Source organism: Candidatus Amarolinea dominans (genome assembly GCA_016719785.1).
GTDB classification, from domain to species: Bacteria; Chloroflexota; Anaerolineae; order SSC4; family Amarolineaceae; genus Amarolinea; species Amarolinea dominans.
In genome coordinates this window covers 88,535-113,765 of the sequence record JADJYJ010000032.1, presented here as the reverse complement: position 1 = coordinate 113,765, position 25,231 = coordinate 88,535, and the positions used below count along the sequence as shown (strand labels likewise).

Genomic DNA, 25,231 nt, shown 5'->3' with positions numbered 1-25,231 from the left:
CGGCGCCTCAACCTGCAGCAACCTCCCGCCAACAGTTCTATCAGGGTCAACACGCTGGATGACGGGGCCGATACGAACGCGAACGACTGTCTGTGCGCTACCGACGATAATTCCCGGTCGCCGCAAGCCGCTGCAAACCTTCGGCCGTTTGCCCTGGCGCTGACCTGATCCAGTTTGCCATCAGCGGCACGATTGTTCTATTACTCCCGTCAAGCTTACGACAGCAGCGGCGGCGTCACGATTGATGGCTACAGCGCGCTCGGCGCCAGCCCCAACACGGCCCCGTTGACCTGGCACGCCTTCAACGCCAGCGTGACGGTGGCGCTGGATGGTCGCGATCTTGCCTTCGACGGCCTGACTGTCACCAGCCACCACAACGTGGTGCAATATGGGGATCTACGGCTTCGATGCCAACGTGGGCGTTTTCCTACTACAACGGCATTGGCTTCCCGCCGGTGGTCGCGGTAAAACCCGATCGCTTGCAATTTCAAAAGCCTGGCAGCCCGATGGCAGTCATGTTCTCCAGTTTTCAAACGCGCGGCGTCAACGTGCGCGCTCAACAAAAAAATGTGATTGGCGGCATGCCGTCTGCGGACCGCAATGTCATCAGCGGCAACCGTTTCTGTCGGGGCGTGCGCATCGAGGGCAACCTGGCGCTGACGAACACCGTACAGGGCAACCTGATCGGCCCGGCGTTGGATGGCGCGGCGGTGCTGGCCTGACAGCCAGCAACTGTACGAGTCTAATTTCACCAATATCGCCTATGACAACCTGGTGCTTGACAACGTCATCTCCGGCAACAGCGTGGCGGGCGTGGTGCTTTTGGACAGCGCGGGCGGCAACCTGGTGCGAGGCAACATCATCGGGCCAGCCGTCGGCGGAGAGGCGCTCCTGGTCGGCAGTGTCCAGAGCGACGCAGGTGGATCAGCACCAGCGCCAGTAATAACCTGGTGCAGCCAATCTGATCAGCGGTAACCGCTTCAACGGCGTGCGTATCACCGGCAGCGGCGCCTTCTGGAACCGGGTGGGCCAACACGATCGGGTTTGCCGCGGCCGGAGTGTCCCCTGCTCCGCAGCGTCCAGGCGGTGGGCGTGCGTCTGAGCGATGGCGCATCAGCAATGAGATTGGCAGCGGCAGATGCAGCGGCGCTCCTTCACTCCAGGTCACCACCACACCTCCCGGGACTGCGTACCACGAGGGCAATAGCCCTTGGCAACCGGGTGCGGCGCAATAATCTGGCGGATAATGGGCCTTTCTGCTGCCGCCGCCGGCCAAGCCTGGGGCTTGATTTAAGGCATGGCATCACGCCCAGCGATGACCCCGGTACATGGCGATAGCGGCCCCATTAGCTCTGCAGAACTTGGCCGCTCATCGGCACGATCAGCGCGCTTCATCAACCAGATACGTTTTGAGATCTTCGGACAGCCCAGAGCATTAATGCAATATCCGCTGATGATTGATTTACCGGGCCGAGGCTAGCGTGTTGGGCCAGGTGGCCGCGGGTCAGTCATGGTGGGTAGCCTGCTTTATGAGAGTACCCAGACCACGATCACGCAGCGGCTTCCTTTGGCCGCCATTCCTAATGACACCGGACCCTCACCGTGGCGACGGTGACCGATGCCTCTGGCAACACCAGTGTTCAGTCAGGCTACTGCGCCTCAGTCAGAACGCATTTGCGGTCACCAACCTGGGCGACAGCGCCGATGCCAACGTGGGCGATTGTCTGTCGCCACGACGGACGCTTGTTGGCACCCTGCGCGCTGCGCTGAGGAGGCTAACGCCTGCCCGTGACCATGCCATTGGTTTCCTGGTCGCGGGCGTCATCGTCCCCACCTCCCTGCCGGCCTTGACCGACCCTGCGGGCCTGTGGATTGACGGCACGATTGCCGGGCGCCCGTGTCAACATTTCTTCGCTTTCTCCAGCCCCATCGACGTTGCTCACGATCACGCTGAGCGGAAAACGACCAACCGCCTGACGGACTGATCCCCGGCCAGTGGACACCAATCGCATCAACGGGCTTGTCCTCACGCAGTTCACCAACCAGGGCGTCGTTATCCAGGGCAGCGCCAATCTGTTGACCGGCAACTTCATCGGCGTGGCGGCTAACGGTATCAGCGGCGCCGCGCAGTAGCAAGCGGCATCGTTATTGCTAGAACGGGCGCCTGACAACCAGATCGGCGGGACGATGCCGGCCGACCGCAACTTGATCAGCAGCAACCCCAGCGCCGGTATCATCATCACCGGCGCCGGCAGCGACCGCAACATCATCATCGGCAACAGCATTGGCCCCAGCGCAGCGGTGGCATCCTGCCCGATGGTCAGGAGCAGCAGATTGGCGTGTGGATTGGCGACGGCGCGCAGGAGAATCGCATTGGCGTGACTGCCAGCCTGATGCTGCGCCACAACTGACAGGCAGCAGCAACCTGATCAGCGGTAATCGGCAGGCCGGCATCTATCCGGACCGGGGTCGAGCCGACTCCAGGTGATGAACAACACGATTGGGCCGGCGGCCAGCGGTCAGAGTATCATCTTTGGTAGCGCAGGCCGATGGGATCGTGATCGAAGGGGCGAGCGATAACCAGGTGGGGCGTTTGGGCCAGGCTAACCAGGTCAGCGGTAACGATCAGGCCGGTGCGCATCACGGGCGCGAGCAGCCAGCCACAATCTCATTTTGGCTAACCTGATTGGGCCGGCCAGAAGCGGCACGACGCCGCTCACCGGCAGTCAACAGCAGCATGGGATCGTCATCGAAGAGGGCGCGAATGACAACCAGGTTGGCGACACCGCGGGCAGTCTGATCATCTGGCCGGGCAACGTTGTGCGCTTCAACAGCCAGGAAGGCATCGTCGTGACCGGCGAGGAGACGCTCGGCAACCGGTTGTCGTGGAACATCGGTGGTCAGGCCTGGTCGCTTTACTGACCTGACGGCGATGGTCTCACGCCCAATGATGAGGGCGATCCCGACCTGGGGCCAAATCGGCGGCAGAATTACCCATCCATCGCGACGGTGCTGTTCACTGACCCTGATCCCGGCGTACTGGCGCAGTATGAGCCGATATTGATCAGCTACCGGGTAGATTCGGCGGTCGCCGCCTCCTACCCGATCACGGTCGAGTTCTACCGGGCCGATAGCATGACTTCCGGGCAGGCGCTGTCCTACCTGGGCGCCACCAGCTACACGTTCAATGTCGCGCAAAACATCACCAGTGTGCTCTTGGAGCCGGTGCAGGCAGCGAATCTTTGCGGCCCATGGTGGCGACGGCAACCGACCGCAATGGCAATACCAGCGAGCTATCGGATCCCTTCTGCCCCGGCGCTTACCCGGATGTTGACCGCTCCGGCAGCGTGGATATTGTGGACATCATGCTGGTTGCGCATCCTCATCGGACGTTCGGCATATCTGTACGACGCGAACTGCGATGGTTTCCTGGACGTGACGGACCTGGCCACACTGGTGACGGCATGGCAGTCTTGCCTGGCCGCCAACACGCCGCCCGATCAGGCGCCTGTCGCCTGCCGCTGAGGGGTCTTACAATAGGGTGTGCAGTTCGTGCAGGCGTTTTTGCACGCCCTGGTAGAGGTCGTAGAAGATACTCCATTCGACCACATCAATGTCCGCGCCAATTCACTGGTGCGAAAGCGGCTGTAGAAATCGGCCGAGGTCATGTGGTAGCGCTGCTCGTAGTGTTCCAGTTTTTGTCGTAGACGCCGCAACTCGGCCTCGGTGTTGTCCGCTTCGGTGGCAATCACCTGCTGGATTGCACGGTCAATAAAGGCGCTCTGAAAACTCTGGCGTAGAGGTTCTGCAATCCTTGCAAGCGCACTATGGTTGATGAATCGCTCATGCTATCTTCCTCATGATGGCGGCCCAGGCGGCCATTGGCTGTAGCGAGTGGCTGTCATTGTATCACAAAGCGTCCCATTGTGTGAAACAGGATGGCTACCCCCACACAATTGACCCATTGCCTGTCACCGTGGTACAATACGCACCCGTTGCCCATGATTCGTTGCCCATACTGCATCGGTTTTGATGAGCCTGGCATCGCCAGGATCGCCCTGGATGCGCGACGCCGGGCATCCACCACGCCTGAACAGATTCCGTCAGAAGGTCCGTGAGACAGAAGGAGCTGCCCATGAACGACAAGCGTGAGATTCGCTTTCGGTATTTTTACGATTGGGCCAATTCGGCCTTTTCCACCACCGTTGTCACCGTCTTCTTAGGCCCGTATTTGACCTCCATCACCAGGGCGGCCGCAGACGCCAATGGCTTTGTCTACCCTCTCGGCATCCAAGTGGGCGCAGCCTTCTTCCCTACATGGTTTCTCTTTCCGTCCTATTACAGGTCGTTTTTCTGCCCATTCTTGGCGCCATCGCCGACTACTCGCATCTGAAAAAGCAGATGCTCACCCTCTTTGCCTACATCGGCGCCATCGCCACGATGTGCATGTATTTTCTGCAAGGCAGCAACTACCTCCTGGGCGGCCTGCTCTTTCTGATCGGTAACCTGAGCTTTGGCGCTTCCATCGTTTTCTTTAACGCCTACTTGCCGGAAATTGCCAGCGCCGACCGCCGCGACAATGTCTCGGCCATGGGCTTGCCACCGGCTACCTCGGCGGCGGTCTGCTCCTGGCCCTCAATCTGGTCCTGTTTTCAAAGGCCGCAGACTTCGGTCTGGATACCGCGATGGCGGTGCGCATCAGCCCTTCTTCGGCCGGCGCATGGTGGGCGCTCTTTACCCTGATTCCCATCCGCATGCTGAAGGCGTGAGCCGCTGGCGCTTTACCCGCCGGCGAACGTTACACGACCGCCGGTTTCAAGCAACTGCGCGCCACCCCTGACCAGGCTCCCCAGCTTATCCGCAAACCATGCCTTCCTGATCGCTTATCTGCTCTACAACGACGGTATCCAGACCGTCATCGCCCTCTCATCCCAGTTCGGGCAGGAAGAATTGAAACTGTCCATTGATACCCTGACCGCGGTCATTCTGATGGTGCAGTTCATCGCCTTTTGGCGCGGCCATCTTCGGCCGCATTTCCCGCTATGTGGGCACCAAGCGCGCTATCTTTGGCAGCCTCGTCATCTGGACAGGCGTCGTCATCTACACCTACGGCGTGCTCAAGGCCGAAGATGCCGCCGGCTTTTTTCGCGATCGGCGCCGTCATCGCAGGGTTCTTGGCGGCAGCCAGGCTCTCAGCCGCTCGCTCTTCTCCCCACAGATCCCATCCGCCAGGAGGCCGAATACTTCAGCCTCTACGAGGTCAGCGAACGCACACCAGTTGGCTCGGCCCACTCCTGTTTGGCCTCAGCCTGCAACTTACCGGCAGCTACCGCATTGCCATTCTGTCGCCTGATCGTCTTCTTTGTGGCTAGGCATGCTCCTCCTCACCCGGGTCAACGTGGCCCAGGCCATCCGTGAGGGCAGGCAATGAGGTACCGGCGCACCTCTAGGATGACAAAACCCTTGCATTGGAATCACTGCGCCGGGGGCGTTGGGCGCCCTGGCGCTGGCCTTACTGGCCCAATCCCTGCTCACTCAGACGCCTTTCGCCCTCCCCTGGTTGACGCCTTGCGCGCCGAGACGGCCCATCTCCTGGCTTGGCCTGCTGGGCGCCGCCATGCTCCCTGCTTGCCCTGGCGGCCGCGCCTGAACCGCGCGCGCCTGCTCTAGCCGGAACCGCCGCGCCCGCAGCCGCTTTCGGCCCTGGCCTTCACTCTGGCGTTGAGCCTGGCCCTGGCCCTGCTGGGCTACCTGGCTTGCCTGGCGCTCTATCTCAGCGCCGGCGAGAGCCTTTGCCGTGCGCGCCTTGTGGCTGGCGGTCCGCTCCTGTTCCTCGCCTCCTATCTGCCCATGCGTTAACGCCCGGACCGCGCCGCCACCCTGCCGTCTGACACCTGGTGGGAATGGGCCTTGCTGGCCCTCATGACGGCCGCGGCCTTTGCCCTGCGTGCCCGCTACCTGACCGCCATCCCCGGCAACATTGACGGCGACATCACCGTCGTCGGGCGTGAAGCCCTCGCCTTGATCGGCCAGCCCGCCTGGATCGGCATCAACACCTACTTCCAGTTCCCCAGTTCTTCTACATGCTTCCGCCCTCTCCATGCGCCTGTTCGGACAGGACCTCTACGGGCTATTCCTCGGCTCCGTGCTCATCGGCGCCGCCACCATTCCTGCCGTCTTCTGGCTGGGGCGTGAGCTGGCCGATCGCCGCGTCGGGCTGTTGGCGGCCGCCCTGCTGACCATCAGCTACACCCACAACCACCTGAGCCGATCGTCATCCCCAGCGCCCCTGCTCATCGTCACGCTGTTCTGCGCCTGCCTCTGGCGCGGCTTGCGTACAGGCCGCGGCGTCTGGTTTGCACTGGCCGGCATCCTGTTCGGCCTCAGCCCGCTGGTCTATTACGGCGCGCGCGTCACTTTCGTCATTCTGCCGCTGCTGTTTCTGTGGTGCTGATCTGGCAGCGCCGCCAGCTCAGCGGCCAGTGGCGCACCTGACTGGCCCTTGTCTTTGGCGCCCTGCTGGCCTTTGGCCCCCTGCTGGGCTATGCCCTACGTCAGTTCGACGTGGTCATGGGCCGCACCGGGACCGTCACCCTCACCAACCCCATCGTCTACGAACATCTGCTCAACAAATACGGCGTCTCCACCCTGCCGGCCCTGCTCGTGCGCCAGATCGAACGCACGCTTCTCACCTTTCACCTCTACAGCGACACCAGCCCGCAGTTTGCCTTTCCCGGCCCCATGCTCGACTGGCTGACCGCCGCGCTGCTGACGCTGGGCCTGGGCCTGGCGCTCGCGTCTGCGTGATGCGCGCCCTTCCTGCTCGTGACTTGGTTTAAGCGGCCAGCCTGGTCCTGGGCGGCGTTCTCACCAATGACCCGCCCAACTGGGTTCACCTGGGCATCGTCCTGCCCGCGGTCGTCATCCTGGCCGCGCAGGCCGGCGTTTACCTGTGGAGCCTCCTGGCGCGGCCGCTCGATCAGTATGGCCGCCTTGCGCTGGCCGCGCTGCTGGTCATTGCGCTGGCCGCGGTCGGCGTCAACAACTGGCGGACCTACGCAACCTGGTCCGTGACCAGTGTCCAGCCGCGCACCAGCATGGTCGCTTCATCAGCCGCCTCCCGGCGACACCCAGGTTCTGCTGGTGCAAGAGCCTTTCTCCTGGGATGACAGCGTCTTTCAGTTCATGAACCACAACGTCAACGGCCGCAACATCACCTTCTGAAGAGATTCGCCAGGGAATCTTGCCGCCCGCGCTCCGTGCAAGAAGATGCTGCTCCACTCGCGTTCATCGTGCCGCCGGAACAGCGCGATCTGCTGCCGGTCTTGCAGGTCGCGTATGAACGTGACAGCGGCGGCGCTGTGTCCACACAGGAAATCAGCCAAAACAACTGGCGACTGTTCAGCGCCCTCCAGGTCACGCCGCCCGGCTACACGCCAACGGTCCCACCTGCGGGCCTGGGCGGCGACAATCCCTTGGCCGGGCCTCTGGCGATCGGCGGCCTGGTCGCGCTTTTTCTCTGCTGGCGCTGCGGGCCTGGCGCCGCCGCGCGCCCATCGTGCCGCCGGCCGCGGACACACCCCGCCGCGGCCGTGCCTTTGCCATGACCCCGGTTACAACTGTGGGCGCGCCCCGGTTGTGGTGCTGACCGATAGCGAAGCTGTGATCCTGGCGCCGGCGGTTGAAGACTCAACGCCCGTCCCTGCCTTGCCTGACACACTGATTTGCCGCCCCGCCGGCCGGGGATACACCACCCGCTTCGCCATGATCGCCAAACGGCTGCTGCACCGCCGCGTTGGGCGCTATGAACTAAGTCTGACCCGGCACGACCTGGCGGTGGCGGAATCAGAACAGGATGCAGCGCTTGCGGTTGCTGCTGAACCGAGCCTGCGCCGCCGCCTCTGCCGCGCGTCACCTGGCGCAGACTGGCCGGCATCCTGCTGGCACTGGCACTCGCCTACCTGGCGCAGGCCTTTTATGACGGCGCCGGTCTGCGCCAACTCCTGGCCAGCACCCTGGGCAACGCCATCTCATTGGCCTGGTTCGAGCCGAACCGCTTGCGCATCGGCACGGCGCTCTACCTGCTGGCCCTGGGCCTTTTGCCTGGCTGACGCCCGCCATCTGGACACGGCCGGATCAGCGCGTCCGTCGTCAAGCGCGCGCGGGCAGCTTGGTCAACCGGGTTGGGCGTAGCCTGCTCTTGCTCGCGGCCCTGGGCAGCGCGGCGTTCGGCCTGCAGCGCTTTGCCTGGCAGGGCGAAGACGGCAGCGTCCAGGCGATCTGGCTGCTCAGCATCCTGCTCTTCCTGGCCTCGCAAGCGCCCTGGCAGCTTCTGCGACGGGCCGGCGGCGCGACGCGGCGCATCTGGCCGGCGCGTGCCACCCTGTTCAATTTGCTCATCCTGGTCGTCATTCTGAGCGCGGCCTTCTGGCTGCGCGTCAATCGCCTGGAAATCATCCCCTACGATTTTCACGGCGACATGGCCTCCTACGGCATTCAAGGCCGCGAGATCATCATGGGCAACCAATGGCGCCTGTTCCAGGAGGGTTGGGCCAACATCCCCATGATCGGCTACCTGCCCACCGCGGCCGCCATGGCCCTCTTCGGCAACAACCTCTTTGGCCTCAACATGAGCGCGGTCATCGCTGGTATGCTCAGCCTGCTGGCCTTCTACCTGTTCATCTGGCGCCTGTTCGATAGCCCGCGCCTGGCCCTCCTGGCTACTGCGCTGGTGGCGATCAACGTCCCCCATATCCATTTCGCGCCTGGCCGCACATGGACCCCTGGCCGTTCAATCTGTTCGCCCTCTTCCTGCTGGTGGATGGCTTACGCGCGCCGCAACTTTTCCCTGGCTCTGGCCGGGGTTCTCCTCAGCTTTGGCCTGCAAATGTACTACTCGGGCCGTGTCGTCCTCTTCATCATCGCCGGCTTTCTGCTCTTCGCCCTGCTCTTCCGCCGCGACTGGATCAAGGGCAACCTGATCGGCCTGACCCTCATGGCGTTGGGCCTGCTGATCGGCCTGGGCCCCAGCCTCATCTACTTTGCCCGCAACCAGGATGCGCTGGTCGAACGCAGTCGTTCGGTCTTCCTCTTCTACCCGGCCGTCATGAACCACCTCATGGGCAAGTACGGCGTATCCACGCCCTGGGCCGTCTTCCTGGAGCAGGCGCGGCTCTCGCTGTTGATGTTCCATGTCAGCGCGGACTCCACACGCAGTTCGGCTACCGGCACCCCATGTTCAGTTCCGCTATCTCGCCGCTCATCGCCCTGGGCTTTGGCTACGCGCTGCGCCGCTGGCGCACACCCGGCGCCGCCCTGGCGCTCATCTTCTGGGTGCTCAACCTCTTCATCGGCAGCATCCTCACCGGCGACGCGCCCTTCTGGCCGCGCCTGGTCGGCATGACGTTCGCCGGCGCCTGGTTCGCCGCCCTCGCCTTGACCGGTTGGGGCATGAGGGTGCGCCCTCGTGCCCTTACGCTGGCGCCGCCTGTTGGGGCGTGAGGGCTACGCCCTCGTGCCCCTACTGGTGATATTGACCCTCGTCGGCTGGCAGGACTGGAATCTCTACCGCGAAACGGTCAAAATCGCCGCGCGGCCGCAAACCCTCATCGGCCGCTACCTGCGCGACCTGCCCACCGACATCGCGGCCTGCGACTTTGCCGATGAATACGCCCTGCAGGTGCGCGAGACCGCATTCCTGGCCTGGCCGCGGCCCTTGATTGACCTGCCCACCGAGGCGCCCAACGGCTTGATCGAGAGCTGCCCAGGCCCGCCCTTCGTCTGGATCGTCTACCCCCACCAACCCACGCGGCTCTCGCGATCACCAGCCGCTGGCCCAACGGCGTGCTCGAAGAACACCGCATCCCCCGGCGGCGGCCTGCTCTTCAGCAGCTACCTGGTGCTGAACGGCGAACCAACGCGGGGAATGCAGGTGCCGCCGGTGGTCACACCAGAGATTGGCGCGCCGCCTGCCGTTGCCGGCTATCACGCCTTTTACCCGGATGGTTCATCCTTCACGCCGGCGCAGACCTTCCTGGGCGACGAGACCGGCTCGGTGTGGCAGATCAATGCCATGCGTCACCGTGACCGAGGCCAACTGGTGCTGCACATCGGCCCGCTGCCGGGTCATGACGGTGTGTTCGATTACGTGCGCCTGCTCAACGATGAGGGTCAGGAGATTCGCATCGAAGCCGAAGATGCGATGTTCACCACCGGTGATACCTACGCGGGTCTGGAGGGCAGTGACGGGCATTGGTGGCGCCAGGCGTTCAAGCCGTTCAGCGGTGGCTACGGCGTGGTGGCGCAGAAAAACGAGATGGTGCCTGTGCTGACCACCACCATCGCCGCGCCAGACGGCGAGTACACTCTGCTCATCGGCTCGTTCCAGGGCGATCATGACAACGGCGTGTTCGGCCTCGGCATCACTGGTCCTCGAACCATAGGGCGCCGTTCACCTGGCTTTGACGCCGCGGTACCCGTGTGCTATGATGGGGCATCAGACAGACAGGAGAGACAGATCATCACCGTGAGCACAACACCCCACAGGCTGTCGGTCATCATCCCGGTGTACAATGAGCGGGGACGATCGAGGAGATCGTGCGCCGCGTCCCTGTCCGCCGCTCGACGGCGTTGAAAAAGTCATCCTGGTGGATGATGGCTCCACAGACGGTACGCGCGACATCCTGCGCCAGATGCAGGCCAAGCAGGCGGCCGCGATGCACATCGTCTTTCATGAGTTCAACCAGGGCAAGGGCGCGGCCATTCGCACCGGGCTGCACCACATCAGCGGTGACCTGGTCGTCATCCAGGATGCAGACCTGGAGTACGACCCGCGCGAGTACGGGGTGCTCATTCAGCCCATTCTGGAGGGGAAGGCCGACGTGGTCTACGGTTCCCGCTTCCTCGGCTCGCACCGGGTCTTCAACTTCCTGCACATGTTGGGCAACAAATTCCTGACCCTGATCACCAATCTGCTCTACAACACCATCCTGACCGACATGGAAACCTGCTACAAGGTATTTCGGTCGGCAGTGTTCAAGGACATCAAGATTCGCGCCAATCGCTTTGATTTCGAGCCGGAGATCACCGCCAAGATTCTCAAACGTGGTTATCGCGTCTTCGAAGTGCCCATCTCCTACAACGGCCGTGACGCCGACGAGGGAAAGAAAATCAGCGCTTGGCGCGATGGTTTGCCGGCCCTGTGGGCTTTGATCAAATATCGTTTCGTCGAGTAGGGGCACGAGGGCGGTAGCCCTCATGCCCCTACAACGAGCAACAAGCCCCAACAAGAGGTTGCTGTGGAGATCCCCTGGAACACAATGCCGAACTAGACGATCCGATTGGCCGCGAGACCTTGCGCCGCATGGCGAGCGTAGATCGCTACAACCGTTGGATCCTGACGAAATTGCGCCGTACGCGGGTCGCCGCCTGCTCGAGGTGGGCTGCGGCATCGGCAACATGACCAGCTATTTCCTGGGCCTGGACGAGGTGGTTGGTCTGGATCGCCTGCCCAGTTCGGTACGCTACGTGCGCGCCGCATTTGCCGACCGCCCCAATGTCCATATCTGCGAGGGCGACATCACCACGCGTGACACCGTGGCCCAACTGGCCGGCCATCGCCTTGACACCGTGATGTGCCTCAACGTCCTGGAGCACATCGAAGATCACCAGACCGCGCTGCGCCACATGGCCGAACTGCTGACGCCGGGCGGCCGGCTGCTGCTCTTCGTCCCGGCCGGCGCGTACATGCACGGCACCCTGGACAGCGCGCTGGGGCATTTCCGCCGCTATGACCGCGGCCAACTGCGCAGCCTGGTGAGCGCGACCGGCCTCACGATTCTGCGGCTGAGCTACCTGAACATCGCCGGCATTCCCGGTTGGTGGCTCAACAGCCGCGTCCTCAAGCGCGACATCCTGCCTCACGGCCAACTCAAGCTGTTCAACCTGCTGGCCCCGCTCTTCATCGGCGCCGAGCGCCTCCTGCGCCGGTGGGGATGTGCCGCTCGGCCAATCGCTCCTCTGTATCGCCCAGAAACCGACGCAATGACTGCTTCCACCGCGCAACTGCGCTGCGCAAACGCCTCGACGGCCCGCTCAAACTGGCGATCAGCCTGGCGCTGATGGCCCTGCTGCTGCGCGCGGTCCATTGGCGTGAGATTTTCGCCGTCCTCACCCACATCCACGCCGGTTGGTTTGCCCTGGCCCTGCTGCTCTTTCAACTCGGCGTGCTGGTGCGCGCGGCCCGCTGGCAGATCCTGCTGCGCCGGCGGCGTCCCCGCGCCCCTGGCGCTGCTGGTGCGCTGGTACTTCATCGGCAGTCTGTTCAACACCGTCCTGCCCACCGGCTTCGGCGGCGACGCGGTCAAGACCGTGGCCCTGGGCCGTTACGCCGGCCGGCCCGGCGTGGTGCTCGGCTCGGTCCTGCTCGATCGCTTCAGCGGCATGGCCATGCAGATGCCCATCGGCATCATGGCGCTGCTGCTGGCGCCCGGCGCGGCCAGCCCGGCCGTTGGCTGGCTCCTCGGTCTGCTGTTCGGCGCCTGTGCGCTGATCGTCCTGCTGATGGCGCGGCGCGATTGGGCGTTGGCCTTGCAGCGCCGCTTCCCGGCCGTGGCGCGGGTCAAGGCCGGCCAAATCCTGCTCGACGCCATCCCCACCTATGGCCTGCGTCCTCTCCTGGCGTCGTTTGGCGTCTCGCTCATCTTCAACGCCCTGCTCATTGGCCTCAACATCTGCCTGGGCCTGGCCGTAGGCGCCGCCATTCCCTGGCGCTACTACCTGATCTTCGTGCCGCTCATTTCTGTCTCCCTCGTGCTCCCCTCCTTCGGGGGCCTGGGCGTGCGCGAATTCAGCTACATGGCCCTGTTCACCCAGGTAGGCGTCACACCGGCGGCCGCGGCCGCGATGGGTCTGCTCTTCTACGCAGTCACGATGGGCGGCGCGCTGGTTGGCGGCATCCTCTACCTCACCCCGGCCGCCTGGTGGGAACCGGCGCCTGACAGCCGCAGCCTGGGGGTGGAACAGCCATGACCCATCCCACAGCCTCGGCGGCGCCCCATGTCTCGGTCGTGGTGCCGTTGTACAACGAGGAAGAGAGCATCGCGGGCCTGCAGGCGCAGCTCACCGCCGCGCTGACCGGCCTGGGCCGCCCCTTCGAGATCATCGTGGTGGACGATGGCAGTCGCGATGACTCCTTTGCCCTGCTGCGCCGCTGGCAATTGCAGGACCCCGCGCATGTGCGCGTGGTGCGCTTCCGCCGCAACTTCGGTCAAACGGCCGCCTTCGCCGCCGGCTTCGAGCGCGCCCGCGGGGAGATCATCGTCACCCTGGATGCCGACCTGCAAAACGACCCGGCCGACATCGGCCTGCTGCTGGACAAAATCGCGGCTGGCTACGATGTCGTCAGCGGCTGGCGCGTGCAGCGTCAGGACGCCGCGCTGAGCCGGCGGCTGCCCTCGGTCATCGCCAACGCGCTCATCTCCCGCGTCACCGGCGTGACCCTGCACGATTACGGCTGCTCGCTCAAAGCCTATCGCCGCGAGGTGCTGCAGAACGTGCGCCTGTACGGTGAACTGCACCGCTTCATCCCCGCCATCGCCAGTTGGATGGGCACGGCCGTGGCGGAAATTCCCGTCTCTCACCGGCCGCGGCAGTTCGGACGCTCCAAGTACAACCTGAGCCGCACTTTTCGGGTGATCTTGGACCTCATCACGGTGCGGTTTCTGCTCGGCTACGCCACGCGGCCGCTGCACGTCTTTGGCGGCATCGGTCTCACCCTGGGCGCTGTGGGCACGTTGATCGGCATGTACCTGACCTATCTCAAGCTGATCCTGGGACAGAGCATCGGCAGCCGTCCGCTGCTGCTCCTGGCCGTTCTGCTGGTCGTGCTGGGCGTGCAGATGCTGAGCATCGGCCTGTTGGGGGAGATGACCATGCGCACCTATTACGAGGCGCAAAACAAACCGATCTACGCGATTCGCGAGATTCTGGAAAATCAAGAGGCAACACAAGAGCCATGACAGCCAACCCATTGGAAAACGTCCCCATTGTGTCTATCGTTCGCCGCAATCACGGCATCGAACATGCCACGGTCTCTCTGCTGACGGCGCGCCGGGCCGACCGGCGTATCGTGGCGCGCAGCGACACCCGTGGTTTCATCATCTTTGGTGAGATCGAGACGCAGGAGTTGGAGCTGGCGGCCAAAGAGGCGCTGCGACGCCTGCAGGCCGGCGACGCCCACATGGCGGTCCATCCTAACTGCGGCACCAACTTTGTCACCTCCGGCATGTTGGCGGGCCTGGCCGCGTGGGCCGTCACGGTGCTCAGCACGCAGGGCGAGCGCAAACGCTCCGCCTGGGAAGCGCTGCCCACCGCGTTCACAGCCGCCACCCTGGCGCTCTTCGTGGCGCAGCCATTGGGACACACCTTGCAGGAATTTGTCACCACCTCAGCCCAGGTGCAAGGCGTGCGCCTGGGCCAGGTGACGCGCCGCGCCGACCTGGGCGGCGTGCCGGTGCATTTGGTAGAGCTGATCCACCCCTGAGACTTCTGAACCCTGGGAGATTTCGCGGGTCTGGCGTAAGTGGGCACGTATGATTTATTTGATTCATGGAGACGAGGAATTCTTGCGCGCGGAGGCCCTGGCCGAGATCAAGACGGCGTTGGGGCCGCCGGAATTTGCGCAGCTCAACACCGCCGAGTTGGATGGCGCGCGCTTTTCGCGGGCGGACTTGCACCACGCGTGCGACGCCATGCCATTTCTGGCGCCGCGCCGCCTGGTCATCCTCAACGGCGCGCTGACCGCGTTCGCGCGCAAGGCGCAGCGCGGCCAGGGCAAGGGCCGCGGTCAGGCTGACGCCGCCGGTGTGCGCTCCGCCGAAGATGCTGGCCCATCGGCCGGCGAGGGCGGCGAGGCGCTGCCGGCCGCGGCCAAGGAACTGCGCGGCGCCCTGATCGCCTACCTGGCGCATGTGCCGGAAAGCACCGACCTGGTGCTGCTGGAGCCGGCGCTGGTGCGCAAGACCGACCCGGTGTCGAAGGCGCTGGAGAGTGCGGCGTTGGCGCCGCGCGTGCGCATCCTGCTGTGTCAATATGACGGGGAATGGTGGAAACAGGACGAATGGCTGTTGAACTGGCTGACGCAGCGCGCGCGCCAACGCAAGATCAAGATCGAACCGGCGGCGACGCGGGCCTTGACCGAACTGGTGGGGCACGACTTGCGCCTGCTGGATCAGGAGCTGAGCAAATTGCTGGCCTACAGCGCCAACGCCCGCGCCATCAGCGTGACCGATGTCAAGCTGCTGGTGAGCGGCGTGCGCGAACGCAGCGTGTTCGAGATGGTGGAGGCCCTGGCTGGCGGCAATGGCAAGCAGGCGGTGGCGCTGCTGCAAAGCCTGTTGGCCGCCGGTGAGCAGCCGTTGGGCATCCTGGGCATGATCGCCTGGCAGTTCCGCCTGCTCTTGCAGGTCAAAGAACTGATGAGCCAGGGCCAAAGCCAGGATGCGGCCGGCGCAGCGTTGGGCCAGAAGCCATTCACCATGAAGAAGGCCTGGCCCCAGGCCCAACGCTTCAGCCTGGCGACGTTGGAATGGGCGATGGAACGCCTGCTCGAAACCGACATCGCCATCAAGACCGGCCAAATGGAAGACCGCCTGGCGCTCACCATGCTCGTCGCCGAGTTGAGCCAGAGCCGTTAGGGCATCAGGGCGCAGCCCGCGTGTCCTTGATGGTCCGCAGGCTGGCGATGAGCAGCAGCCCCATGATCGCCGCCCACAGCCAGAAGGGCGCACTGGCGCCTCCCCATTGAAAGACCACACCGCCGAGCAAGGGCGCCAGCGCATTGGCGCCGCTGAGAAACGCCGCGCTGATGCCCAGGATGCCGCCGCGCTCATTGTCGGCCACCCGTTTGGTGATCAGGCTGTTGATTGCAGGCTGCAGGACGCCGCCGCCGATGGAGGCCGGAATCATCGCCAGGAGCAGCCAGCCAAGCCCCAGCCAGCCCTTGCTGGCATCGGAGGGCAGAGCGATGGGCAGGTTGTAGGTGGGCGGCGTCTCGCCCGGCAGGCGTCGCGTACCGGCGTCAGTCGCGGTCAGCTCTTGCGTGAGAGCGGCGGTGTTGTACCAGGGCGGCGGCTGGCGCGGCGTCAGCGCGGTGAGGGCCAGGCCCAGGGTGAGGGTTGCCAGGCCCAGGTAGATCAAGCGGCGGTCGCCCCATCTCCGGCTCCAGCGGCCGATCAGACCGCCCTGCACAGCCACGACGATGATGCCCACGAACACGAAGATGATGGCATTGCCCGACGCGTTGAGACCCAGGCGGTTCAGGGTGAAGAGCGCCAGCATCTGCTCGAAGCCACCAAAAGCGATTTGTTGCGCAAAGATGAGCACCAGCAGCATGCCAACCTGGGGATGGCGCAGCGCCTCGAACATGGCCGCGAAGCCGAGCATGGGTTTGGACTTATCGGTGTTGCGCTTGTCCGGGCCATGCGTTTCTTCCAGCAAAAACCAGGTGAGCAGGATCGAGATGGCGGAGAAGATGGCGGCGATGAAGGCCGGCACATGGTAGTTGTTGGCGCTGAGGGACAGCGAGACGAAGGCGATGATCGGTCCAATGACAAAACCGAGACCAAAGGCCGCGCCCAGCAGCCCCAGGCCCTGCGTGCGCGTCTTTTCGTTGGTCACATCGCTGATGACCGCCTGCGCGGTGGCGATGTTGGCGCCGGAGAGGCCGTCAATGATGCGGGAGGCAAACAGCAGCCAGAGCGAGTTGGCCGCGCCCAGCACCAGAAAACCAACCAACGTGCCCACCTGGCTGATGAGCAGAATGGGCTTACGGCCAAAACGGTCGGACAGGCGTCCCAGGATGGGCGCGCCGATGAACTGCATCAGCGGATAGGCCGCGCCCAGCACGCCGATCAGCGCGGCGCTGGCGCCAAACGAGGTGGCGTATAGAGGCAGCAAGGGAATGATGATCGTCAGACCGAGCAGGTCAATCAAGACGATGATGAAGATGGGAAGGACTCTCTTGAAGTCCAGTTTGTCAGCGGCGTCCGTGGAGACGGCCGCAGCAGTAGTGGTGCTCATGAATGAACCTTTGTTGTTATGAATTTCTAACCCAAAGTTGTTAGTCGCGGCGCGCGGCGCCATCGAAGAAGACATCAATCATCAGATCAATGGCAGCAGCGGGCGTGCCCAGTTCGTGCTCGTGCGCCGGGTAGAAGAACGGGTACATCATCCCGAGCAAGAGCCAGGTGGTCACATGAATGTCCAGGGCGTGCAATTCCCCGCTGGCGATGCCGTTGCGCAGAATGGCCTCCACCTGGGCGATAAATTTGGTGTAATAAACCAGGCCGAAACGGGCGCGCGCCTCCTGGCTCAACTGCGGCATCTCCTGGCTGGCCAGGCGAATCAGCGCGCGCTGCTCCGGCGGCTGCGCAAAGATGGCAAGCATCAGGCTGCGCACCTGGCTGCGCGTAGACCCGTCGGCCTGCTGAATCTCCAGCAGCACGCGTTCGATAGTGTCCAGGTACGCGGTGAGGATCGCCAGCAGCAGGTCTTCCTTATCTTTGAAATGATAGTACAGACCAGCCTTGGACCCCCCCACCGCTTCGGCAATTTCACGCATGGAGATACGGTGGTAGCCCTGCGTGACGAACAGATGGGTCGCCTCTCTCAGAATGCGTTGTTGCATGAGGTCGGAGACCTCGTGCAACAACGTTAACCGAGCCGCAGCCACGGCCTCGCCACAGAGGAGAAGGGCCACGGGATGGACAGCAGCACCAGCACGATCGCCAGGCCAAAAAAGATCGCAATCTGGCGGAATTTGGCGCTGTCGCTGCTGGCCTTCTTGGCCCGAGCCCAACCGATGTGCGCCAGAACGACGGCAATCAGCATGGCGAACAGGTGGTCAACGGCAAAGAAGCGACTACCGGACTGCGACATGGCGCCGCCCAGGTCACGCAGCGCATTGGTGGTGACGGGGCTGTAGAAGAAGTAGAGCAGCAGGCCAATGAGGAGCTGCGTGTCCATCGCGCTGGTGAAGATGATGCCCAGGCGCTTGTCGAGCGCGGTCCAAGCCTGGCCGCCTCGCAACCCGCCCAGGGCGCGGCCTACAGAGGCTAACGCCGCCAGCACGATGAGCCAGCGAACAATCGAATGAAGCGTCAAGAGAACGCTGTACATAGAGGGTCACTCCTAAATGTTGTTGCGGCACAAGGGTCACACCCTCGCGCCTTACCGACCGGTCGGTCAGTTGAGTGAGATTATATTGGATACATCCATGGGTGTCAAATCAAGGGCCTACGCCGACAACTTGCCAATTTCACCGCGGGCGCTTAGAATACCGATTGAGGTTCCTATGTGTACAACTGTCAACGCCGGCCAGCGACCGTATTTCTTTTGGGACTACGAGATCACGGACGAAGAAGTCCGTGCCCTTCTTCGTGGTGGCACGCCGTTCGAAAAAGCCTGGATCATCAGCCGCATCCTGGGACACGCCGGTTGGGACGATATCTGGCGCTATCTGACAGTGGCTGACATCCGCGCAAACTTCGAGAACCTACGCTTTCGGCGGGCGCAGGATCAGGAGTTATGGACCTACGCGCTGGAGAAGTGGACGAACCATGTATAACGCACACCGTTCCGATCTCGTCTCTCCCTGGCTCACACCGCTCCAGGCGAGCGTGCTCGAACGTTTCTTCGCTACCGAGGCGGGTGAACGTTTCTTCCTGACGGGGGGTACGGCCCTGGCTGCGTTCCATTTGCATCACCGCGTCAGCGTAGACCTCGATCTGTTCACCCTGGACGATCTGGCCTTGCGCGAGACCGACGTATTGATTCCTCAACTGGCGGCCGGTCTGGGTTGTCGTCTCGGAGCGATGCGCCGCACAGAACATTATCGAGAAATCTTCCTCGAACCAGATACCGATGCCCCATTGAAGATAGATTTGGTGCAAGACTTTGGACCTCAGTACGGCGAGCACATCAGAATTGATCGAGTCATTGTAGACAGTATCGAAAACATCGGCGCCAACAAGATCACAGCCATCTTGGGTCGCACCGAGCCGAAAGATTTCGTGGACCTGTGGTTTATCCTTCGGGCCGGGTACGACTTCGACGACTTGCTGGCGAAGGCGCAGACCAAAGATACCGGGACGCACCCATTCTACCTGGCCGGGTCGCTCCGACAGGTGCTCAACTTCCGACGTCTGCCGGTCACTACGCCGCCTCTGGCACTCTTCGATCTGCAGCGTTTCATGCTGGCGCTTGCCGATCGAATGTTGGAACAGACACGCCCGCCGGGGAACGACTCTGCCACCTGATCCAGGCATGAAGTGACCCATCATCGGCGATTTGTAACTATTTGTATCGCGGGTGCAGCGACGAGAATGTTCGAGACAGACGCCTGCACAGATTGCGCCATCTACTTTTCGGCCGGCATCTCCGCCGCGGCGACGAAGATGGTGATTGCTGGATGATCGAAGAGGCGGAAGGTCAGTTCGGCGCCACGGTCGTCCCAGGCGAAGGGGCCGAGCCGGGGCGTGACCTCGAAGGTCTTCAGCACGCGATAGCCGGCCTGGCCGGCGGAGAGTCGGCGGTAGAAATCGGCCTGGGCCGGGAACTGCGCGGCCGCGGCCGTGAAGCGTTCGGCCCAACTACTGCCCACGATGACATAATCGGTGGTCAACAGATTCTGTAAATAGGTCTCGGTTTGTTCGGCCGAGACTTCCGGCGCCTGATAGCGCACGCTGCTCACCCCGGCCACCTCGTAGGGATTCCAGATGCGCCACTCGTAACCCTCCAGGCCGTACTCAGCGGCGGCCCTGTGCAGCAGCAGTCCCTCATCCTTTTCCACCAGAATAGACGCGCCGGCCGGTATCTGCTTGCGAATCCAGTCCGCGGCCTGCAAGCGCACATCGGGCTGGCGATAGATCTGCACGAAGACCAGGGTGTGCAGCAGCCCCGCGGCCACGATCAGCAGCACGACCAAACGCAGCCCCAGCCGCCAGCGCCGCGGGCCATCCCACAAGTCGGCCAGCAGGCGGCCGGCCAGGATGCACAGCGGCGGGATCAGCGGCAGCGCGTAGCGGATGAATTTGGCGTACGCGCCGCCGGCCACGACGAAATAGGCCAGCAGCCAGGACAGCAGAAAGGCGTCGGCAAACCAGTTCCCCCATACTTGGGGGTCAGGGGGCACTTGACTGCCGCCTGAACTCAGAGCAGCAGACTCCGACGCGGCCCCGGCGCTGAAGATCTCACGTCGCGCCTGCCACAGCCGCCAGAAGCTGTAACCCACCCCGGCCAGGCTCAAGCCGGTGAGCGGCAGGCCCAGGCCGTAGCGCAGCCAGTTCGTCACTGCGTAGAGGTAGGGCGTAGTTCCCTCGAACTGCGCCGTGTAGAGCACGCGCAGGCTGCCGGCCACCACCAGGCTCTGCGTGCGCACGCTGTCGTTGCGGTCCAGGTCGAAATAGGCGGTCGGATCGAGCAGCGCGTAAGGGTTCAGCGCCAGCCATAGGACAACGACCACCAGGCCGCACAGCATCATGTACATCATGTAGGGGCATGAGGGCACGGCCCTCGTGCCCCTACTACCGCGGATGTGCGCCAGGTGCGCGACCAGCACAGGGACCACCAGCAGCCCCGCGCCAATTTTGACCGACATGGCGAGCGCGACCGCGGCGCCGGTCAGCACATAGTCGCGCCAGGCGCCGGTGCGCGCCACGCGTGCGGCCGCTAGCAAGGCCAGCATCATCAGCAGCACCAGCAGCGAATCCACCGTGCCGAAATGCGCCTCGCGCACCGGCAGCAGGCTGATCGCCAGCAGTAAGCCGCTCCACAGCGCGGCGCGTTGTTGTCGGGGCATGAGGGCAGTGCCCTCGTGCCCCAACGCCGACGCCAACGCCATCGTCAGACCCACCGTCGCCGTGCCGGCCGCGACTGCCAGCAGGCGACCCACGTAGAGCATGGGCGCGGAATCGAACGGCAGGGCAACCAGGGTCTTGAGCCAGGTCAGCGCCCCATCGGCCAGCGCGGTGCTGAGCGCCAGCAGATACAGGGGCAGCGCGCCGTAGGAGGAGGCCTGCGGATCTAGGGAGCCGGTCTGCGCAAAGCGCTGCGCTAACTGGCTGGCCAGGTAGACCACATGCGACTCATCTACGTTGAAGCTGTGCGGAAAGCCCCACGTCAGACCGACCAGGCGCAAGAGCAGGGCGAGCAGGAGGATGCCGCCCGTCAGGAGCGAGAAACGTGCGATCCGGATGAGGGAGAGGAGGCGCCAAACCAGTTCGGCTGTCCGGGACTGGAGACGACGAACGAGTGCGGCGGTCCGCATGTTCACAGTTCCCCGCGCTTGAACGCGGCGATGATGCCTTCGGCGGTGCGCGTCGCCAGCGCGGAGATGGTCAGCGCGGGGTTGACGCCCGCGCCGGTGACGAAGGGGCTGCTGTCGCCGATGAACAGGTTGGGCACATCGTGGGCGCGGCACCAGGCATCCACCACCGACGTGCGCGGATCGTTGCCCATACGGCAGGTGCCCAGGTAGTGCGATGACCCGCCCGGGCGATACTCAGGCTCCCAGATCTCAGTCGCGCCGGCCGCCTGCAAAATCTCGTCGAAACGCTGACGGATGGCCCCCAGCATCGCCTGGTCGTTGGGCCGCGGTTCGTTGACGATGCGCGGCACAGGCAGGCCGTACAAGTCCTTGACCTCGGGATCGAGGCTGACCGTGTTGCGCAGATCGGGCAGTTGATCGCCCACCGAGGCCAGGCCGACCATGTGGCTGAACAACTCCTTGACGCGCTGCTTGTGGCCTGCGCCCCAACCGGGCGCGCGCTGCGCCACGCTGAGCGGCCACTGCCAGCCGTTGTTGATCTCCACCGTGAAGCCGCGCGCAAAGCTGTTGGCCGGATCGGTTTCGTAGAAGTCCTGAATCATGCCGCCGGCCGGGATGCCGCGCCAGGCGTCCAGCCGTTCCGCGAACCGGGCGTAGGTGAAAACGGCCAGGTGCTCGGTGAAGTAGCTGCCCACCAGGCCGCTGGAGTTGGCCAGGCCGTCGGGAAAGCGCGCTGATTTGCTCAGCAGCAGCAGTCGCGGGGTTTCCACCGCGTTGCCGGCCACGACGATGGCGCGCGCCGCGATCTCCTGCTCCTGCCGATTGGCGTCGAAGTAGATGACGCTGCGCGCCTTGCCCGCCGCGTTCACGGTGATCTCCCGCGCCATGCACTGCGGCCGAATGTCCACGCGGCCGGTCGCCTCCGCCTTGCGCACATAGGTCACATCAATGCTGCCTTTGGCCGCAATTTTACAGCCCAGGCGACACGTCCCGCATTGAATGGAGGCCGGGCGCCCATTCCAGGGCTGGCTGGGCAGCGCCGTCGGTGAATGGACCATGTGCAGCCCCAGGCGGTCGGCCCCGCGCTTAATGGCCTGGCTGGCGCAGTTGTACGGGAAAGGCGGCAGCGGGAAGGGCCGGCTGCGCGGGGCATCGAAGGGATTGGCCTCCGCGCCCGTCGGCCCGGAGATGCCGATCTCGTATTCCACGCGGTCGTAGTACGGCTCGATGTCCGCGTAGGTAATCGGCCAGTTGTCCGCAACCCCGTCCGCGCTGCGCACGCGGAAGTCCGACTCATGAAAGCGCGGCGACACGCCGACGTAGACCAGGGTGGAGCCGCCCACGCCTTTGGCCCGGCTGTAGTTGAACCATTCGGCGCCGCCCGAGGTGTACAGATCGCGGCGCGGGTCTTCAGGATCGAACACGCGGGTCGAGCTGGTCTCGAAGTCGCGTTCCGTGGTGCGATAGTCCACGTAGGGGTTGAAGCGCTTGCCCGCCTCCAGCACGACGACCTGCAGGCCGGCTTCGCCCAGCTCCCTGGCGATCACGCCGCCCCCGGCCCCGCAGCCGATCACGACGACATCGGTCGTTTCGCTCATGACTCACAGCTCCCCAGACGCCCCACGTAGCCGCGCGGCTGCGGCGGGCCATCGTAGCCCAGCCAGTCCCAGGCGACCTGGCTGCTGTAGAACGCCTGCATCACGTCACTGACCAGTTGAGGGAAGAGATCGAGCGCGGGGCCGAGGCCTTCCCAGTCGTGATAGAGGTCTTGCGCCTTGCGTTCAACCCGGTCGGGCAGGGAAATCGTGGCGCGATTGATGTTCTGCTGCGTCTGATCTACCGTCTCCAACAGCGCCAGTTGTTCGGGCCGCGCCATCTCGACGAACACAACGCCGTGCATGCGCCGGGCCAGCTCATCGAAGGCCAACAGCCCGGGCGCGTACAGCGCACGCCGGTGGGCCGACGTGGCAATCAGGCGATCCATCACGTCAACCGCCTGCGCTTCGGGCGCGCCTGGCCCCGTGTTGTCTGACGGCAGCAGGTGCGAGGCCAGCGCGCCGAGCAGGACATATTCAGCCTGGGTCGCCCAGGCAATGCCGCCGGTGGGGCGCTGGCGCTCACGTTCGGCCAGCAGCGCCCTGCGCCCCTGGCTGTCCAGCGCGACTTTGCCGCCGATGCCCGCGGCCGCCAGGCCAACCGCTCCGCCCATCAGCGTGGCACGCTTGAGAAAGACGCGCCGCCCCATCCCACTCGGTGGGTTCGATTTTGGATTTTGGATTTCTGATTCAGGATTTAAGGTTTTCATTTCGATGTTTTCATCCACACGATCAACTCGCCGTCCGCTGCTTCAGCGTCTCGATAAACCGCCTGCCAGGGCGCGGGCAGGGTCGCGCCCTCGCGCCAGGCTTGCAGGGCCGGCCGGCTTGCCAGTTTGCGCGGCGAGGTAATGAGGACATCGGCCTGCACTGCGTCCGCATAGGTCAGCACCTGCGCCGGTGAGCCGTTGGGCATGGGCACATGAATCCCGCCGGCATAGAACGGAACCTGGCTGTGAACCGACAGGATGCGCAAGCCGCCCTGCGGCGCCTGCTGCGCCAGCCAGACCCCGGCCCGCTGCTGGTCCACATCCACCGCGCGGCGGCTGCTCACCGTGCTGCCGCGCGGCAGCGACAGGAGCAACACACAGACGATGATCACCGTTACTGTAGGGGCATGAGGGCGCAGCCCTCGTGCCCCTACGCCTACGCCAACGCCGGCCCAGACGCACAACAACGGGAACAGCGGGAACAGGTACCGGGTGTAGACCTGCGGCACGAGCGCGACGGTCAGCAGGGCCAGGCCGATGAACGAGCCGAGGTAGAGGGTGGCTGGCCGTGACGCGCGTGTCATCAGCGTGCGCAGGATGCCGGCCGCGATCGCCGCCAGGAAAAGCCATGAAACCAGGTAGAGCTGCATCTCCTGGCGCACGCCCCGCAGACCGTCCCACAACTGGCGCAGGCGGCTGCCTGACCAGGGCGGCGGCAGGTCCGACGCCTGTTGCTGGCTCAACGCCGCGGTGCGCTGCAAAAAGACACCGTGCGGCCGCCCGCCCGCGTCCAGGCCATACGCGGCATCCACGTAACTCTCGCCCTGGGCCATGCGCCCGGCGATGACGAAGTTCAAGGTGCTTTTGGTTTCGAGCGTCACCCGGTCGAGCGTCAGGCTGAGCCACAGCACGTAGGGCGCGGCCACCAGCGCGAACGCGGCCAGTAGGGGCGCGAGGGCGCAGCGCCGAGACCAGAGATCAGAGGCCAGGGACCTACGCCAGCGAACGGGCGCGAGGGCGCAGCTCGCGTGCCCCAACGACCACGCGACGACGAGCGCCAGCGCGAGCGCGCCTTCGACGCGGGTCAGGTAGGCCAGGCCCAGGCAAAGCCCTGCGCCGAGCGCCGAGCGCCGCCCGCCGACCTGGACAACTCGCCAACCCCAGGCCAGGCCCAGGACCAGGAGCAGGGCGTAGAGGGTCTCACTCCATTCCAGGCTGCTGTATTCGATCAGCAGCGGCGCGCCGGCGACGAGCAGGCCGGCCGCAAAGCCGGTCCGCCGGTCGAAGAGCGTGGAGGCCAGCAGGTAGGTGGCCGGAACCAGGGCCACGCCGGCCAGGAGGGAGATCAGGCGGGCGCTGAGGATGGCATCACCGCTGAGAGGCGTTAGCGAGGCGATCAGCAGAGGGTAGAGCGGCGGCACGAACGGTTCCACCGTGCCCAGGATGCCAACAAAGCCGCGGCCGGCCAGCAGATTGCGGGCAATGGTGATGGTGGTCGTGCCTTCGGTCAGCACGACCGGTTGGCTGAAGAGACCGGGCAGGCGCAGCGCCAGCGCGGCCAACGCCAGCGCCAATGCCGCGTAGGGGCGTGAGGGCACGGC

The 25,231-nt window shown here is 64.3% G+C and carries 28 protein-coding genes and 2 pseudogenes; 23 read left to right on the top strand and 7 right to left on the bottom strand.

The window, feature by feature from the left end:
• Positions 1-192: 192 nt before the first annotated feature.
• From IPM84_25945 to holA, 21 genes and pseudogenes are all read left to right on the top strand, one after another.
• A complete protein-coding gene (locus tag IPM84_25945; protein ID MBK9096137.1) occupies positions 193-468 on the top strand; it encodes a hypothetical protein in 276 nt (91 codons plus the stop codon).
• Positions 469-515: 47 nt separating this feature from the next.
• Positions 516-722 (top strand): hypothetical protein, encoded by a 207-nt coding sequence (locus tag IPM84_25940; protein MBK9096136.1) that lies wholly within the window; start codon positions 516-518, stop codon positions 720-722.
• Positions 700-975 (top strand): hypothetical protein, encoded by a 276-nt coding sequence (locus IPM84_25935; protein ID MBK9096135.1) that lies wholly within the window; start codon positions 700-702, stop codon positions 973-975. The genes IPM84_25940 and IPM84_25935 overlap by 23 nt, the downstream gene beginning before the upstream one ends.
• A gap of 608 nt (positions 976-1,583) precedes the next feature.
• Entirely contained in the window at positions 1,584-1,985 is a 402-nt protein-coding gene (locus tag IPM84_25930) for a hypothetical protein (protein ID MBK9096134.1), read from the top strand.
• Between the two features lie 10 nt (positions 1,986-1,995).
• Positions 1,996-2,133, top strand: a complete 138-nt coding sequence (locus tag IPM84_25925) for a hypothetical protein (protein ID MBK9096133.1) — start codon at positions 1,996-1,998, stop codon at positions 2,131-2,133.
• A gap of 15 nt (positions 2,134-2,148) precedes the next feature.
• Complete coding sequence (locus tag IPM84_25920) at positions 2,149-2,382, top strand: hypothetical protein (protein ID MBK9096132.1); 234 nt, start codon at positions 2,149-2,151, stop codon at positions 2,380-2,382.
• Positions 2,383-2,673: 291 nt separating this feature from the next.
• Positions 2,674-2,922, top strand: a complete 249-nt coding sequence (locus IPM84_25915; protein ID MBK9096131.1) for a hypothetical protein — start codon at positions 2,674-2,676, stop codon at positions 2,920-2,922.
• Positions 2,923-3,009: 87 nt separating this feature from the next.
• On the top strand, positions 3,010-3,525 hold the full coding sequence (locus IPM84_25910; GenBank protein ID MBK9096130.1) for a hypothetical protein: 516 nt from the start codon (positions 3,010-3,012) through the stop codon (positions 3,523-3,525).
• 610 nt (positions 3,526-4,135) lie between these two features.
• Positions 4,136-5,450 (top strand): annotated as a pseudogene (locus IPM84_25905) (MFS transporter).
• Positions 5,451-5,721: 271 nt separating this feature from the next.
• On the top strand, positions 5,722-5,859 hold the full coding sequence (locus IPM84_25900) for a hypothetical protein (GenBank protein MBK9096129.1): 138 nt from the start codon (positions 5,722-5,724) through the stop codon (positions 5,857-5,859).
• Positions 5,860-6,100: 241 nt separating this feature from the next.
• Positions 6,101-6,454 carry a glycosyltransferase family 39 protein gene (locus IPM84_25895; GenBank protein ID MBK9096128.1) on the top strand — a complete coding sequence of 118 codons (354 nt, stop codon included), beginning with the start codon at positions 6,101-6,103 and terminating at the stop codon, positions 6,452-6,454.
• A gap of 116 nt (positions 6,455-6,570) precedes the next feature.
• Positions 6,571-6,807 carry a hypothetical protein gene (locus tag IPM84_25890; protein MBK9096127.1) on the top strand — a complete coding sequence of 79 codons (237 nt, stop codon included), beginning with the start codon at positions 6,571-6,573 and terminating at the stop codon, positions 6,805-6,807.
• A gap of 270 nt (positions 6,808-7,077) precedes the next feature.
• Positions 7,078-7,224: a hypothetical protein gene (locus IPM84_25885; protein ID MBK9096126.1), complete on the top strand. Its 147-nt coding sequence runs from the start codon at positions 7,078-7,080 to the stop codon at positions 7,222-7,224.
• A 35-nt stretch (positions 7,225-7,259) separates the two neighbouring features.
• Positions 7,260-7,607, top strand: a complete 348-nt coding sequence (locus IPM84_25880) for a hypothetical protein (GenBank protein ID MBK9096125.1) — start codon at positions 7,260-7,262, stop codon at positions 7,605-7,607.
• A gap of 563 nt (positions 7,608-8,170) precedes the next feature.
• Positions 8,171-9,403 (top strand): glycosyltransferase family 39 protein, encoded by a 1,233-nt coding sequence (locus IPM84_25875; GenBank protein ID MBK9096124.1) that lies wholly within the window; start codon positions 8,171-8,173, stop codon positions 9,401-9,403.
• Positions 9,404-10,315: 912 nt separating this feature from the next.
• A pseudogene (locus IPM84_25870) lies at positions 10,316-11,234 on the top strand (glycosyltransferase family 2 protein).
• Positions 11,235-11,388: 154 nt separating this feature from the next.
• A complete protein-coding gene (locus tag IPM84_25865; GenBank protein ID MBK9096123.1) occupies positions 11,389-12,120 on the top strand; it encodes a class I SAM-dependent methyltransferase in 732 nt (243 codons plus the stop codon).
• A gap of 30 nt (positions 12,121-12,150) precedes the next feature.
• Positions 12,151-13,029, top strand: coding sequence for a flippase-like domain-containing protein (locus tag IPM84_25860; protein MBK9096122.1), 879 nt, complete (start codon positions 12,151-12,153; stop codon positions 13,027-13,029).
• A complete protein-coding gene (locus IPM84_25855) occupies positions 13,026-14,018 on the top strand; it encodes a glycosyltransferase family 2 protein (protein MBK9096121.1) in 993 nt (330 codons plus the stop codon). The genes IPM84_25860 and IPM84_25855 overlap by 4 nt, the downstream gene beginning before the upstream one ends.
• A complete protein-coding gene (locus IPM84_25850) occupies positions 14,015-14,542 on the top strand; it encodes a hypothetical protein (protein ID MBK9096120.1) in 528 nt (175 codons plus the stop codon). The genes IPM84_25855 and IPM84_25850 overlap by 4 nt, the downstream gene beginning before the upstream one ends.
• Positions 14,543-14,591: 49 nt before the next feature.
• Complete coding sequence (holA, locus tag IPM84_25845) at positions 14,592-15,695, top strand: DNA polymerase III subunit delta (protein ID MBK9096119.1); 1,104 nt, start codon at positions 14,592-14,594, stop codon at positions 15,693-15,695.
• 4 nt (positions 15,696-15,699) lie between these two features.
• Here holA and IPM84_25840 read toward each other — a convergent pair whose 3' ends face one another.
• The 3 genes from IPM84_25840 to IPM84_25830 are packed head-to-tail and all read right to left on the bottom strand — an operon-like array spanning position 15,700 to position 18,177.
• A complete protein-coding gene (locus tag IPM84_25840) occupies positions 15,700-17,079 on the bottom strand; it encodes an MFS transporter (protein MBK9096118.1) in 1,380 nt (459 codons plus the stop codon).
• Positions 17,080-17,119: 40 nt separating this feature from the next.
• Positions 17,120-17,686: a TetR/AcrR family transcriptional regulator gene (locus IPM84_25835; protein ID MBK9096117.1), complete on the bottom strand. Its 567-nt coding sequence runs from the start codon at positions 17,684-17,686 to the stop codon at positions 17,120-17,122.
• A 26-nt stretch (positions 17,687-17,712) separates the two neighbouring features.
• Positions 17,713-18,177 (bottom strand): hypothetical protein, encoded by a 465-nt coding sequence (locus IPM84_25830; protein MBK9096116.1) that lies wholly within the window; start codon positions 18,175-18,177, stop codon positions 17,713-17,715.
• 175 nt (positions 18,178-18,352) lie between these two features.
• Here IPM84_25830 and IPM84_25825 point away from each other — a divergent pair, with 175 nt between their 5' ends.
• Together IPM84_25825 and IPM84_25820 are read left to right on the top strand one after the other, a co-directional pair.
• Positions 18,353-18,625, top strand: a complete 273-nt coding sequence (locus tag IPM84_25825; protein ID MBK9096115.1) for a hypothetical protein — start codon at positions 18,353-18,355, stop codon at positions 18,623-18,625.
• Positions 18,618-19,316, top strand: coding sequence for a nucleotidyl transferase AbiEii/AbiGii toxin family protein (locus tag IPM84_25820; protein MBK9096114.1), 699 nt, complete (start codon positions 18,618-18,620; stop codon positions 19,314-19,316). The genes IPM84_25825 and IPM84_25820 overlap by 8 nt, the downstream gene beginning before the upstream one ends.
• 101 nt (positions 19,317-19,417) lie before the next feature.
• Here the strand turns inward: IPM84_25820 and IPM84_25815 are convergent, their stop codons facing one another.
• The 4 genes from IPM84_25815 to IPM84_25800 are packed head-to-tail and all read right to left on the bottom strand — an operon-like array spanning position 19,418 to position 25,228.
• Positions 19,418-21,325, bottom strand: coding sequence for a glycosyltransferase family 39 protein (locus IPM84_25815; protein ID MBK9096113.1), 1,908 nt, complete (start codon positions 21,323-21,325; stop codon positions 19,418-19,420).
• Between the two features lie 2 nt (positions 21,326-21,327).
• On the bottom strand, positions 21,328-22,923 hold the full coding sequence (locus tag IPM84_25810) for a GMC family oxidoreductase (protein MBK9096112.1): 1,596 nt from the start codon (positions 22,921-22,923) through the stop codon (positions 21,328-21,330).
• Entirely contained in the window at positions 22,920-23,630 is a 711-nt protein-coding gene (locus IPM84_25805; GenBank protein MBK9096111.1) for a gluconate 2-dehydrogenase subunit 3 family protein, read from the bottom strand. Before IPM84_25805 ends, IPM84_25810 begins: the two co-directional genes overlap by 4 nt.
• Positions 23,627-25,228 carry a glycosyltransferase family 39 protein gene (locus IPM84_25800; GenBank protein ID MBK9096110.1) on the bottom strand — a complete coding sequence of 534 codons (1,602 nt, stop codon included), beginning with the start codon at positions 25,226-25,228 and terminating at the stop codon, positions 23,627-23,629. The genes IPM84_25805 and IPM84_25800 overlap by 4 nt, the downstream gene beginning before the upstream one ends.
• Positions 25,229-25,231 lie beyond the last annotated feature (3 nt).

Coding starts and splice junctions, on each gene's coding strand:
- IPM84_25940 (MBK9096136.1), top strand. CDS start 516: ATGTTCTCCAGTTTTCAAACGCGCGGCGTCAACGTGCGCGCTCAACAA.
- IPM84_25935 (MBK9096135.1), top strand. CDS start 700: ATGGCGCGGCGGTGCTGGCCTGACAGCCAGCAACTGTACGAGTCTAAT.
- IPM84_25930 (MBK9096134.1), top strand. CDS start 1,584: ATGACACCGGACCCTCACCGTGGCGACGGTGACCGATGCCTCTGGCAA.
- IPM84_25895 (MBK9096128.1), top strand. CDS start 6,101: ATGCGCCTGTTCGGACAGGACCTCTACGGGCTATTCCTCGGCTCCGTG.
- IPM84_25890 (MBK9096127.1), top strand. CDS start 6,571: ATGGGCCGCACCGGGACCGTCACCCTCACCAACCCCATCGTCTACGAA.
- IPM84_25855 (MBK9096121.1), top strand. CDS start 13,026: ATGACCCATCCCACAGCCTCGGCGGCGCCCCATGTCTCGGTCGTGGTG.
- IPM84_25850 (MBK9096120.1), top strand. CDS start 14,015: ATGACAGCCAACCCATTGGAAAACGTCCCCATTGTGTCTATCGTTCGC.
- holA (MBK9096119.1), top strand. CDS start 14,592: ATGATTTATTTGATTCATGGAGACGAGGAATTCTTGCGCGCGGAGGCC.
- IPM84_25840 (MBK9096118.1), bottom strand. CDS start 17,079: ATGAGCACCACTACTGCTGCGGCCGTCTCCACGGACGCCGCTGACAAA.
- IPM84_25835 (MBK9096117.1), bottom strand. CDS start 17,686: ATGCAACAACGCATTCTGAGAGAGGCGACCCATCTGTTCGTCACGCAG.
- IPM84_25830 (MBK9096116.1), bottom strand. CDS start 18,177: ATGTACAGCGTTCTCTTGACGCTTCATTCGATTGTTCGCTGGCTCATC.
- IPM84_25825 (MBK9096115.1), top strand. CDS start 18,353: ATGTGTACAACTGTCAACGCCGGCCAGCGACCGTATTTCTTTTGGGAC.
- IPM84_25820 (MBK9096114.1), top strand. CDS start 18,618: ATGTATAACGCACACCGTTCCGATCTCGTCTCTCCCTGGCTCACACCG.
- IPM84_25815 (MBK9096113.1), bottom strand. CDS start 21,325: ATGCGGACCGCCGCACTCGTTCGTCGTCTCCAGTCCCGGACAGCCGAA.
- IPM84_25810 (MBK9096112.1), bottom strand. CDS start 22,923: ATGAGCGAAACGACCGATGTCGTCGTGATCGGCTGCGGGGCCGGGGGC.
- IPM84_25805 (MBK9096111.1), bottom strand. CDS start 23,630: ATGAAAACCTTAAATCCTGAATCAGAAATCCAAAATCCAAAATCGAAC.